General features: G+C 60.5%; 11 protein-coding genes. 2 read left to right on the plus strand and 9 right to left on the minus strand.

The window, feature by feature from the left end; genetic code table 11:
* Nucleotides 1-86 precede the first annotated feature (86 nt).
* The 4 genes from DXC99_RS08835 to purH all read right to left on the minus strand — a co-directional run bounded on the left by DXC99_RS08835 (nucleotide 87) and on the right by purH (nucleotide 4,578).
* A complete protein-coding gene (locus tag DXC99_RS08835; RefSeq protein WP_117629943.1) occupies nucleotides 87-1,130 on the minus strand; it encodes a sensor histidine kinase in 1,044 nt (347 codons plus the stop codon).
* A 9-nt stretch (nucleotides 1,131-1,139) separates the two neighbouring features.
* Nucleotides 1,140-1,811 (minus strand): response regulator transcription factor, encoded by a 672-nt coding sequence (locus DXC99_RS08840; protein ID WP_117629944.1) that lies wholly within the window; start codon nucleotides 1,809-1,811, stop codon nucleotides 1,140-1,142.
* A 176-nt stretch (nucleotides 1,812-1,987) separates the two neighbouring features.
* The gene (locus tag DXC99_RS08845; RefSeq protein WP_117629945.1) at nucleotides 1,988-2,719 is read right to left on the minus strand and encodes a hypothetical protein; all 732 of its coding nucleotides are present in this window, start codon (nucleotides 2,717-2,719) and stop codon (nucleotides 1,988-1,990) included.
* A gap of 251 nt (nucleotides 2,720-2,970) precedes the next feature.
* Nucleotides 2,971-4,578, minus strand: a complete 1,608-nt coding sequence (gene purH / locus DXC99_RS08850) for a bifunctional phosphoribosylaminoimidazolecarboxamide formyltransferase/IMP cyclohydrolase (protein WP_117629946.1) — start codon at nucleotides 4,576-4,578, stop codon at nucleotides 2,971-2,973.
* A 276-nt stretch (nucleotides 4,579-4,854) separates the two neighbouring features.
* Between purH and DXC99_RS08855 the strand changes: the two genes are divergently transcribed.
* The gene (locus DXC99_RS08855) at nucleotides 4,855-5,493 is read left to right on the plus strand and encodes a GNAT family N-acetyltransferase (protein ID WP_117629947.1); all 639 of its coding nucleotides are present in this window, start codon (nucleotides 4,855-4,857) and stop codon (nucleotides 5,491-5,493) included.
* A gap of 189 nt (nucleotides 5,494-5,682) precedes the next feature.
* Here the strand turns inward: DXC99_RS08855 and DXC99_RS08860 are convergent, their stop codons facing one another.
* On the minus strand, nucleotides 5,683-7,629 hold the full coding sequence (locus DXC99_RS08860; RefSeq protein WP_158551691.1) for a DUF2207 domain-containing protein: 1,947 nt from the start codon (nucleotides 7,627-7,629) through the stop codon (nucleotides 5,683-5,685).
* A 515-nt stretch (nucleotides 7,630-8,144) separates the two neighbouring features.
* Here DXC99_RS08860 and gluQRS point away from each other — a divergent pair.
* Complete coding sequence (gene gluQRS / locus DXC99_RS08865) at nucleotides 8,145-9,146, plus strand: tRNA glutamyl-Q(34) synthetase GluQRS (protein WP_117629949.1); 1,002 nt, start codon at nucleotides 8,145-8,147, stop codon at nucleotides 9,144-9,146.
* 15 nt (nucleotides 9,147-9,161) lie between these two features.
* On the opposite strand, the gene DXC99_RS08870 is transcribed toward gluQRS, so the two are convergent.
* From DXC99_RS08870 to DXC99_RS08885, 4 genes are all read right to left on the minus strand, one after another.
* Nucleotides 9,162-9,887, minus strand: a complete 726-nt coding sequence (locus DXC99_RS08870; protein WP_117629950.1) for a metallophosphoesterase — start codon at nucleotides 9,885-9,887, stop codon at nucleotides 9,162-9,164.
* A complete protein-coding gene (locus DXC99_RS08875; RefSeq protein ID WP_117629951.1) occupies nucleotides 9,884-10,522 on the minus strand; it encodes a metallophosphoesterase in 639 nt (212 codons plus the stop codon). The genes DXC99_RS08870 and DXC99_RS08875 overlap by 4 nt, the downstream gene beginning before the upstream one ends.
* 40 nt (nucleotides 10,523-10,562) lie before the next feature.
* Nucleotides 10,563-10,802: a hypothetical protein gene (locus DXC99_RS08880; RefSeq protein WP_117583597.1), complete on the minus strand. Its 240-nt coding sequence runs from the start codon at nucleotides 10,800-10,802 to the stop codon at nucleotides 10,563-10,565.
* A gap of 286 nt (nucleotides 10,803-11,088) precedes the next feature.
* Entirely contained in the window at nucleotides 11,089-12,384 is a 1,296-nt protein-coding gene (locus DXC99_RS08885; RefSeq protein WP_233505714.1) for an ATP-binding protein, read from the minus strand.
* Between the last annotated feature and the right edge of the window lie 153 nt (nucleotides 12,385-12,537).

Raw genomic sequence — 12,537 nt, forward strand, 5'->3', positions numbered from 1 at the left:
ATAAAAGATGGCGTGCCGCCCCGTTTGGGGCGGCACGTTTTGTTTGGGCTGCGCGTTTTTGTTTGGGCGGACGTCTGCCGCGTGCGTTACTCGAAATATTGAAACTTATTCGTTGAAAACGCGAATGTTACGACGAAGCCTTCGCCGGAGTTGGATGCTGCGGTGACGTCGATGCCCATCTTGGAGCACAGACGCGCCACCAGGTAGAGGCCGATGCCCGTTGCACGCTTGGTGGTGCGGCCGTTGTCGCCGGTAAAGCCCTTCTCGAACGCGCGCGGCAGGTCGGCCGCGCTCACGCCACAGCCGTTGTCGGCAACGGTAAGCTCAATGCGCTCACTCGCCAGGCCCTCGTCCAGCAACGCGCCCGAAAACACGATCTTCGCGCCGTCCTCGCGCGCATATTTAATGCTGTTCTGGATGAGCTGACCTAAGATGAACTCCAGCCACTTCTCGTCGGTAAAGACCTCGAAGTCGAGGTTTTCGCACACCGGAGCCACGTGCGCTGCAATGAGTTCGCGCGCGTTGGCCTTAATCGCACCCGTCACCAAGGTCTTGAGATCCCAGCGGCGAATCAGGTAATCGCGCTCCACGACTTCCGAGCGCGCATAGTACAGCGCTTGGTCGATATAGCGTTCCACGCGAGCCAGCTCACGGCCCAGGTCATCCACACGCGACAGGTCGTCTTCGCTGCCGTCCAGGTTTTCCAAAATTAGATGGGCCGCCGCCAGGGGCAGCTTGGCCTCATGGACCCAGCTCTCGATATAGTCGCGATAGTCATCGGTCTGACGCCGGCCTTCGGCAACCTCGCCGCAGGCAGCTTTGCCCACCCGGCGCAAGACCTCGTACTCGAGCTCGCCCTCGGCATAGGTCGGGCATTGCACCATCTCCTGCACCCATACGGGGCTCTCCAGCTCCTCTGCCGCACGCTCCAGCTGGCGCAGAAAACGACGACGGCGCGCGTACTCGATCACGATGCCGAGCATACCAAAGATAAAGGACACGCCGACCGCCACGACCACAATAGATGTCGAAGCACCGGCGACCGTCAGCACAAAGCAGCTCAGCAGCACGCCGCACGCCCACACGGCGACGGGAAGCAGCGCATCTTTAAAGAATTTGCCAAACGACATAGCCGACCCCTAGACCGAATAGCCTTGGCCGCGGTGCGTTGTCAAATACCCCTTGATGCCGATTTTTTCGAGCGTAGTACGCAGGCGGTTGATGTTGACGGTGAGCGTGTTGTCGTCCACGAAGGCGTCGGAGTCCCACAGGTCCTGCATGATGGCCGAGCGCGAAACGATCTTGCCCGCACGGCTCAGAAGCAGCGAGAGGATACGCAGTTCGTTTTTGGTGAGCTCGGTGCTGGTACCGGTTTGCGTATTGGTGACCATGGAGCGAGCGAGATCGAGCTCCAGCCCCTTGTGGACGAGCGTGCCGCGCTCGCCCGCCGCCGCGGTGCGACGCAGCAGTGCGTTGATGCGCGCCACGAGCACGCGCGCGCTGTAGGGCTTGGGAACAAAGTCGTCCGCGCCGAGCGTCATAGCCATGACCTCGTCGATCTCGGTCGTGCGCGACGTGAGAACGATGATGGGGACCTCGGATTCGCGACGGACCTCATGACAGATGTGCTGGCCGTCTTTGACAGGAAGCGTGAGGTCGAGCAGCACCAGGTCGGGCGCGGCAGCGAGAATATCGCGCGAGACGTGCTCAAACGATTCGCAGGCCTCGACCTCAAAACCGGCACGGGCAAGGATGTCGGCAAGCTCGCGACGAATGGGCTCGTCGTCCTCAACGATATAGATCAGCGCCATGGATTCCGTTCCCCTCTTAGTTGCCTTACAGCCATTATCGCCGCGAAGTCGCCGGCACGCGCCTCGCGCGGCAACAAGGTGACAGAACTGTTCGCGAACGAAAGGTCCGACTCGCCCTCGCTCGCAACGGGTGCGGGGATCAAATGATTATAAAATCCCCGTCCCAGAAAAATCATTTAGCGGCGGGCGCGGAGCTTTTCGTAGCCGTCGGCAAAAAAGGCGACCGTCGCTGCATCGGACTCGGCGGCGTCGGCATCGGCAGCGGGAACCACGCCGTGCTCGTCGCTCACCAGAAACAAAGCGCCCTTGAGCTGCGCGGGAATGTCTACGCGCGTGACCGAGATGCCCTTGGTCTGGGCCAGCTGCTCGATGAGCGTCGCCGTGCCGCACAGGAACTCGTCCGCCGGCGCCACAAAGGCGAGCTCGCCGTTGTTGACGGCGGCGAGCAGCTCGGGCGCCACACCAGTTTCGTCAGCCTCGGAGCGGGCCTCGGCAGAGCGGGCACGCAGCGCCTTGGCCGACGTATCGGCGAGCGGCTCGTACTCCCCCACCGTCATGGCGGCGTTGCCGTTGATGTCGATCACCAGCATGAGCACGCCGTCGCGTGCGGTGTAGTCGCCTTCGGCAAGCGACCACTCAACGTGCTGCTTGGCCCAGCTGAGCATGTTATGGGTAAGCGGCTCGCCCTGCACCAGGCGCTCGGATAGCGCACGGATGTGGCGGTTGAGCATGGGCACCTTTTTGTTGGACATGCGCCAACGGCAGATAAGCGCGGGCTTGTCGAGCGTAAACTTCTCGACCGCCTCCTGATTGGCGCAAAAGTCCTCGTACGCACGCTGATCCTCGGCATTGCCAAACAGCTCGGCATCATCAATCTGGGGCATGGTCATACCTTTCGTGTTAGTCATTCCGTCCTCTTATACCAAAAAGACGGCCCTCCAAACGGAGCGGCCGTCTTTTGCAGAGATTATTTTAGAAGCGAGGCCAGTCCAAGGGACGAGATAACATCCCATCCTCCCCAGTCAACCTAACAGGTCGGCGAGGGTTGCCCAGGTGCCGCAGATTGCCGTGAAAGAGGAGCGACGCGTACTTGGGTACGCGAGCGACGAATGAACGGCAAGGTGCGGTGGCTGGGCAAGCCGCAGCGCCACCTCCCTACTTAATGGCGGAAGTGGCGGGGGCCCGTGAAGACCATCGCAATACCATGCTCGTTGCAGGCCTGGATGCTCTCGTCATCGCGCTTGGAGCCGCCGGGCTGGATGATGCAGGTCACGCCGTGTGCGGCAAGCACGTCGACGTTGTCGCGGAACGGGAAGAACGCGTCGCTTGCGCAGGCAAAGCCGCCCTTCTCCACGCCCTCGCGCTCGCAGAAGTCCTCGGCGCGCTCGCAGGCAAGCAGCGCAGAGTCAACGCGGTTGGGCTGACCGGGGCCCATGCCAATGCCGGCCTTGCCCTTGGAGACCAGGATGGCGTTGGACTTGACGCCCTTGCAGACCTTCCAGGCAAACTCGAGCTCGGCCATCTCGGCATCGGTGGGCTTGCGGTCGGTGGGGAACGTAAAGGTCGCGGGGTCCTCGATCACGTGGTCGACCTCCTGCACCAGCATGCCGCCGTCGATGGAGCGCAGCTCCACCTTGGCGCCGTGGTCCACGCCGCCGGTAGCCAGCACGCGCAGGTTGGGGCGCTTGGCCATGCGCTCGAGCGCCTCGGCGGTGTAGCTCGGGGCGATGATAACCTCGACGAACTGCTTGTTCTGATCGGCAAAGTGCTCAACCAGCTCAAAGGGGACCTCGCGGTTGCAGGCGATGATGCCGCCGAAGGCGCTCTTGGGATCGCAGGCAAAGGCGCGGTCGTAAGCAGCCGTGATGTCCTCGGCAACGGCGGAGCCGCAGGGGTTCTGATGCTTGAGGATCACGCAGGCCGGCTCGTCGAACTCGCGCACCAGGTTCCAAGCGGCATCGGCGTCCAGATAGTTGTTGTAGCTGAGCGGCTTGCCTTGAATCTGCTCGGAGCCCACGAGCGGGAACTGCGAGCTCGCGGTGTTCTCGCAGCCCTCGGCAAAGCGGTAGACCGTAGCCTTCTGCTGAGGATTCTCACCATAGCGCAGGTCGTCGACCTTCTCCAACGAGATCTCGAGCTTGGCAGAGGTGTCCGCCACGTCGCTTGCCTGGGCGGCAAGCCAACGGGAGATAGCCGTGTCGTAGGCGGCGGTAGTCTGGTAGACCTTCACCTGCAGGCGACGACGGGTGGAAAGCGTGGTGCAGCCACCGGTCTCGCGCATCTCGGCCAGGACGGCATCATAGTCGGCCGGGTCGGAGATGACGGTAACGCTCGCGGCGTTCTTGGCGGCAGAGCGCAACATGGAGGGGCCACCGATGTCGATGTGCTCGATGGCATCCGCAAAGGTGACCTCGGGGTTGGCGACGGTCTTCTCGAACTCGTACAGGTTGACGACGACCAGGTCGATCAGCTTAATGCCGTGCTGGGCGGCCTCCTGCATGTGCTGCTCGGAATCGCGGCGGGCCAGCAGCGCGCCGTGAACCTTGGGGTGCAGGGTCTTAACGCGGCCGTCCATCATCTCGGGATAACCCGTGAACTCCTCGATGGGGGTTACGGGAACGCCCGCGTCCTCGATGGCACGAGCCGTGCCGCCCGTAGAGATGATCTCGACGCCAAAGTCATCGACCAGCGTCCGTGCGAAATCGACGACACCCGTCTTATCGGTAACCGAGATCAACGCGCGTGCGATCTTCACATCAGATCCCATGCAGTCCTCCTGTCTGATACGCCGCCGTGCTCTGTGAGTCGGTGATACGTCGATCTGCAGCGCTCGCGCAGCGGCATTGAAAATACTGATTCAATGTAGCGCATCGAGCGCGACGTTGCATCCCGCAACGCACGGCTGTGCGGAAAAAGTTTGCGAGCGGGGGGATGGGCACGGCACCGGGCACGGTGAGTTCATGGAACACAGGGGCACCATAATTAGATGCCAATGGCGTGGTAGAACTGTGCTCGATATGCATCCGCAAAAGAAAGAGGCACCATGGTCTCGCGGGTTCTCTACCGACCGTTTGATACCGAAGACTTCGACGCCATCGCGCTGATTCTGCAGCAGCTTTGGCATAACAATTCGGATAACGATGAGTACAACCGCCTCGAGGCCGCGTGCGACCTTGCCTACTGCCTTTCGTCGTCGACGTTTTCGCAGGTTGCGGTGATTGACGGTCAGGCGCGTGGCATTTCGCTCGCGCGTGCGGGACAGAGCTCCGGCGCCGTTAAGGAACACTGGATGGATACCGAACGCGCGCTGCTATCGCAGATGCGTGAGCTGGAGCCCGATGCCTGCGCCGAGTATCTCTCGTTTGTACGCGCAACCATCCGAACCAACAACCGTCTGCTCGAGAGCAGCCCGTTGCCGCACGACAACGAGGTCACGCTGCTTGCCGTGGATCGCGATGTCCATGGCCTGGGCGTTGGCACGGTTCTGCTCGATGCCGCAGTCTCGCACCTGTCCTCACTTGGAGCGACGAGGGCGCACCTGTACACCGACTCCAACTGCTCGTGGAAGTTCTACGAGCTGCACGGCTTTAAGCGCACGGCCACGCACCGCGCCAACCGCGAAGAGCGCCGCCACGCCATGCCGCGCGAAAGCTTTCTCTACGAACTCGACCTAACAGCCTAAACCCGGCAGTTAGGGACGTTCCTCTTGTGCCGGCACTCCGGGACACCCCTTGGCAGCAACCACACCTAGTCATTGGGGACGTTCTTAAATGACTAGTCGCTGGGGACAGTCTTCGTAGGTAGCGCGTAAAAAGGGGATGGGCTTTCCCCGACGGCTGTCGAGAAAAGCCCATCCCATAATTTACGACCGTTAGAACGTTCCGCCGCCGCCTCCGCCGACGCCGCCGCCTCCGCCGCCCGAGAAGCCGCCACCACCGCCGCCACTCGAGCTATCGGAGCTCGAAGCCAACTCGCGGATGGTCTCGTGATACACATCGTTGAACGAATCGAGCGGAGACTCGTTGCCGTAGTGATGGTAATACCACCAGTAGCAGGGGTAGTTGTCGTAGAAATCGTCGCTGTTGCGCAGGTCCGCAGGCACGGCCTCGGCCAGCTGTCGCAGCACTTCTTTCGAAACGCCTAGGGCAACGCCCATCACCAGCAGCTTGTTCCACAGCACCAGATCGCCCGGAACGGCTTCCTTTAGGCGTGTGAAATCCTCGAGCCAATGCTTGAGCGCCTTGCAGCGAGCCGCCACCTCGGCGCCCTCCGGCGTGTAACGGCGGAAGGTGCAGCTCAGGACAAAGCCCACGATCGTGACGGGGATCGAAATCATAGCGGCACCGACGTTGGCGTCCGCAAAGTCGGTATAGAACAGAGAGCCCAAAATGCCAAAGACAATGATGATGCCGAGAACCAGGCCGGCCACCATCGCGATAGTGCCATCCGATGCGATAAACTCGCACTCCTCCAGCTTGCCCTTAACCGTGCTCTGATAGTCCTCGAGCTTGTCGCCAACAGATTCAGTACGCTCGCTGGCATACTCCTCCAGCTCGCTAAACGTGCGCGAACGGACGCCGTCTTTATCGGGCTTAACGCCAGCGAAGAAGACCTTGAGCACGTCGCGATCGATGCCGTCCTTCTTGGCAGCCTTCCAGGCCTCGTCGGTCACTGTGATGCGATACGTCTGCTCCTCTTTTTCGCGACGGAGCAGACCCTTCTTCTTGGTCTCGGTCGCTTCTTCCAGCTTGATCACGCGGTCGTCGGTCAGCTTCATCAGCGTGGCGATATATGCCTGATCGGGCACGTCGTTCCAGCTCATAAGAGTTGCAAGCACCGCGGGATGATCGGCGGAGGGCACATCGCGGAAGTACTCGTCCTGGAAGAGCGGCTTGGGCTTGGGCCTGCGCAGCTTGAGCATCACGATTACACCGGTATAGGCAACCGCCACAACAACACACACCACGGCAATCGCGCTGGCAACCGCACGCGCGTGCTCACGGCGGGCGTTAGCTTCGTCGGCCCATTCCTTCTCTTCGCTCAGGATCGTTGACATGCGCTCTTCGCCCGAAGCGGCAAGCTGCGGCACCCAGTCGCTAGGGAAGGCGATGCGTGCCTCGGCGAATTCGCCCTGGTGCACGCAGGGAATGGTATAGGTGACCATGGGCTCGTCCTCATCGAGCGACACGTCGCCCGTCAGCGGACCATGGCCCCATGCGCGGAAGTTATCGCCCTTGACGGCCGCCGTCCCGGCAGCGGCATTCGCGAAGCACACTTCCATCTCGACGTCATCGGAATCCGCAGACCAGCCGTCACCCACGAACTTCCAGTAGAGCTCGGCGGTATCGGCCCAGTTCATAACCGCACCGGTCATGGTGTAGCTCACGTAGTAGATTGCGCTGTCGCCGCTCTCGTGAGGGCTGAACACCTTAATCCTTACGCCGTCACCGGTCTGCTCGACCGTGTAGACGCCAGAGTCGCCCTTGTTCGCGCTATCGACTTTGTTAAACGCGGTGTCCTCTTCCTCGACACTCAGCACGTCGACGCCCGCCGTGCCGCCCTGCTGGTTGGAGCCCGTATTGATCTCCCAAAACACGCCGTTGATGTCGTCGTCGAAATCAAACTGGCGTCCCTCGACAACGGTCAGCGATCCATCGGCCTCGACCGTGGCACTGATGTAGGTTTGGGTCATGGAATACCCGTCGGCACGTGCAACGGCGGGCAACAGCAGCAGCGCGCACGCGACGAGCGCGCAAATGGAAGCAAATCGCGCAAACGGGCAGCGCTGCCGACAGGTCTTGGCAACGGGGGCGTTCATAGGCACATCCTTTGTCTGTGATACCAGTAGCGTCATTGTCCCACGTTTGCGGGTTCATGTGACGAACATCTAGGTCAGCGGAGTATCAAACGGGACGAAAGTCACGCCCGCGGCCGGCACCTGGGGACGTTCCTTATCTGCCGGCAATCTGGGACACTCCTTGGCATAGCCCGCTCCGGCAATAGATACCACTTCATAGCTCCGTCACAGGTGTAGCGGCTTTGTGTGGGCGCGGCGTGAGCCGATTAAGCCGGCGAGCGAGGGGCATAAAGCAGTTGAGCGAAAACGGTTTGCCCCTTTGCCGTTCGCTTGAGGATCATGTCCCCCTTTTCCGCGGAAACCCCGGCAGTTGCGAAGAGCTGCCGGGGTTTCTGTCGTTTGAGGGGTTGAAGGGGCTGAGCTTGGGGCGGTAATCGAGGTGTTGAGTCGGTGCCCGCCGCGCACAACACGCAGCCTCGGCAACTCGCGAGCATCGACGACGCCCCCTCACCTCACCCCGCGCTATACTCGTCCGCATGGATATCAACGCATGCAACATAGCGACACACGCCGCGGGCGCACCAGCAGCGGCCGCTCCCGCGCCCGTCGCGGGCCGCTTTGCCCCGTCGCCCTCGGGCCGCATGCACCTGGGCAACGTGTTCAGCTGCCTGTGTGCGTGGCTTTCGGCCCGCAGCCAGGGCGGCAGTATCGTGTTGCGCATCGAGGACCTGGACGATCGCTGCAAGCGTCCCGAACTTGCGGCCCAGTTGATCGACGACCTGGCCTGGCTGGGTCTCGAGTGGGACGAAGGCCCCTACTACCAGCACGATCGCCTGGACTTGTACGAGGACGCCCTGCACCAGCTGCAAGACGCCGGCCTCACCTATCCCTGCTTTTGCACGCGTGCCGAGCTCCACACCGCAAGCGCGCCGCACGCCAGCGACGGCACGCCCATCTACCGCGGCGCCTGCCGAGGCCTTTCTGCCGAGGAGGTTGCCCACCGCAGTGCCCTGCGCGCTCCGGCCACGCGCCTGCGCGTGCCCACCGTAGATGACCTCGCGGAAGACGTGATCGAATTCGTTGACCGCACGTACGGAGCCCAATGCGAGGCACTCGCCACCGAGTGCGGCGACTTTTTGGTGCGCCGCAGCGACGGCGTTTTTGCCTATCAGCTGGCCGTGGTGGTCGACGACGCTGCCATGGGCGTCACCGAGGTCGTGCGCGGATGCGACCTGCTTGGTTCCACGCCGCGCCAGATCTATCTGCAACATCTGCTGGGACTGCCCACACCGCGCTACGCGCACATTCCGCTGCTCATGTCGCCGGACGGCCGCCGCCTTTCCAAGCGCGATCGCGATCTGGACCTGAGCGAGCTCCGCACCCGCTTTGGCACACCCGAGGCACTGTTGGGATGGCTCGCCGGGCAAACAGGCATCGTGCCGGACACCACGCCGCGCTCTGCCGAGCAACTGGTCGAGCACTTTAGCTGGGACGTTATCCGCGCACACCGGGAGAACATCACTGTAACGGCCGAGTAGCCGCTCACTCCACCCCTACGCAACATCCCAGGGCTGGAGTTCGTCGCCCAGGCGAACGATGCAGTCGTAGAGCACGGTATGGCGCTCGGCCGGGTTGGCATCCCGATGGAAATGCCCGTAATACCAGCACTTGTAATCCAAGCGGTCTTCCAGCTCATCGAAAAATGCCGTAAGCCGATCAACGGCGGGGTAATTCCAGCCGGGTGCCGGATAAAGCGTGGGCGAAAGCATGCGCGTAGGGCAGGTGTGGGTGACCACGTAGTCGACCTTCCAACCCACGCTGTCGAGCTTTGCCCGCGCCTCCTCAAAGTTGCGCTCGTCCGGCAGTTCCTGCGGCCACCAGCTGGAATAGGGAATGCGGTATCCTTTGTCCACGCTCGTGGCGCCGCCCATGGTAAAGATCGTTGAGCCGTCGAGCTCAAAAACCTCGCCGCGCGTCAGGCGCCGTATGGGGGAGGTATCCGACAGACGCTGCGTCAGCCCACCGTGCCACAGCTCCATGGGACGCTCCGCCCAGTGATCGAAACGCTCGTGGTTGCCGTCGACGAACAGCACGGTATAGGGGCGCGACTCCAGCCAAGCGATGTCGGCACATTCCTCGGCAGAGAAATCCCAGGGAAAGCCAAAGTCGCCCGCGACAATCAGATAGTCGTCGCTCGTCAGGCTATCCCCAAGGTCCCAATCGCGCAGCTTTTGCATGTCGAGGCCGCCGTGAATATCGCCCGTCACATAGACCGTCATCGGATCACCACTTCCCTCTTATAGGCTTCGAGATCGCGCTCGACCTGTTCATCGTCCGTAACGTTGACCCACCACGGCCACTTAACGCACTGCACCAGCTCGTCTACCTGCGCAAACCATAACTTGAGCTCATCCAAACTTACCGGGGCGTAACCGTTGGCGTCCACGCCCACGTCATAGCGCAGCAGCCCCTGCCGAAGGTTGAACTTGTTATACGCGCCGCCGCAGCTATGGATATGCCCGTGCAGATGCCAGCTGCCGTGCGACATGCCCTGCCAGTCGACCATGGGATAGTGGCTCAGCACGATTTTCTGCCGATCGATTTTGAGCACGCAAATGGGCGGCTCGACGATAAAAGCATCCGCTACGGCAGGCTGCGTCCAGTCTTTGTCGTGGTTGCCGGGTAGCAGGTGGACGTGCTTACATACGATGCTTTTACGCAACTCGTAGGCCTCTTGGACCGTCATCTTAAAGCTGAAGTCGCCCAAAATGTAAAGCTCGTCGTCCGCAGCGACTTTGCTATTAATGCTCGCGACCATGGCGTCGTTCATCTGCGCAACATTCGACCAAGGCCTGTCGGCGAGACGCAGCATGTTCTCGTGTCCAAAGTGTGTATCGCTGGTAAACCAGATCACGGGGACCTCCTAACGCTGCGGGGCATCCATCCCTTAGGGCTTACCCTTCGTTCTTCCATCCAAACGGGTCAAACACCCAAAAAGCTAGATCGAGCACGCCGCCGGTCATCATGGCGCCGGCAAGAGCCATGCAAACGTGTAGAGAGCTGGCGCTTCGAAGCACGTCAAATGGCCCCAAAACAGCCAGCAGCGCGACCGCTGCACCGGCAAGGCACAGCGTGAGACACGGCCCCGCGTCCTTGACGCATTTCTTTGCGAGATGCTTGGTGTTGTCACTCATCGATTTCGAGCTCCTTAGAGGGTCGTTGTTCAGGTACGTGCCGTCGCGGCAGAGCAGGACGGCAGGTTAAGTGTCCCACGCCACGCGGACACAGCTGAAAGCCCTCGCTCAAATAACAGCGCGCCGCAGGATTCGTATCACCTGCGGCGCGCCGAAAATGGTCCGCTTTCCTCCATCCCCAACGGATCAGCTGAGTTGGTGCCGCCCGACGGAAAGGAAGAAGCCGGCGGCGTCACGAGCTGTGGCAATGTCGCTAGGCATAGGAAACAGACGCGCTCCAAACGCACTAAGCCCCAAGCCTACCCATTAAGAAATCGACTGCAGAAACGATTTTGATGCCGTCGATGTCGGTCGGATGGCTCCCCTGACGAACGACGACGATCTTCTCGTAACCGCCGGTAATCTTCTCGAGCGACCTGAGCTCAAATGGACGCAGCTCGCGCTTACGCGTCGCCTCCTCGTCAATCGACTCTGTGACCTGAATAAACTTACGATCCGAGCCGTCGCCTATCGCAACAAAGTCGATTTCGGCATCTCGAAGATGACCCGTGAAGACCTGGTATCCGTCATAGACAAGGCGATTGTAAACGGCATTTTCGAGAACACGTCCGCTGTCGCTGCCGCGATACCCATCCAAGAAGGCTCGAAGTCCCAGATCCTCAATGTAAAACTTGCCGCCGGTCTTCAAAATGTCCCGACCCTTAATATCAAATCGGCGCGCGTGCGAAAAGATATAGGTCTCCTCAAGGGCGGACACACAAGTGTCCACGACGCCGTGCGAGGATTTCGCCCCGTTCTCTGCCAGCGTTCCAACGATCTTATTAATTGATGTCGGGTTTGAAATGTTATCAGCCAAGTAGGAAGTGACGCGGTCGAGCACACTCCTGCTCGTCACCGACCGTCTACCCCGACGCGCCTCGCGAGCCAAAATGTCGCGCCCGACGATTGTTTGGTACGTGCTCCAGATATAGTCCTTCATTTCCTGCTCCGGCAGCTTTGAAGCAGCGAGAAACGGCAGGCCTCCAAACGTCAGATATCGGTCAAGAAGATCGTCGAGTGCAACAATATCCTCCCGACCAAAAACAGCGAGCCTATTCGTGACGTCAGTCGGACCAAGAAAGTCGACATATTCCGAAAAAGCGAGCGGGTGCATCCGAATCTCGACATACCTGCCCGAGATTAAGGTCGCGATCTCTGACGAGAGGAGAAAAGCATTCGAACCCGTAACATATATATCGCAGTCCCGGTCGACACGAAGTGCGTTAATCGCCTTCTCCCATCCGGCAACCTCCTGAAGCTCGTCGAAGAAGAGATAGCACCTCTTGCCCGCAGGCATTAGGCCGTCCACGTGGCGGTAAAGCTCTCGCCAATCACGCACGCCCTCCAGCTCAAATGACTCCATCTTAAAGGTCAAAAGACATTCGGATGGAACGCCGTTATCCTCCAGATGTTTGCGCATCATGTCCAGAAGCGTCGATTTGCCACAACGGCGCATACCCGTTACGACCTTGATGACATCCGTGTCACGGAAGGCGATTAACTTCTCGAGATATCGATTTCTGGGAACCATCCGTTTATCCATCGCTCGCCCCAATCTGCAAGTTTTTCTCACAGAATGACAAGAACTTGCGAATTTTGCAAGTTCTTGTCACGTAGCAACAAGAACCTGCAGAATTACATCAGAGCCATTATAAGTCGGGCTCAGTCAAAGCAGCGTCAAGGCGCAGAACAATGG

Origin of the sequence: Collinsella sp. TF10-11AT, assembly GCF_003437565.1 — a bacterium.
In the GTDB taxonomy this organism is placed as follows: domain Bacteria; phylum Actinomycetota; class Coriobacteriia; order Coriobacteriales; family Coriobacteriaceae; genus Collinsella.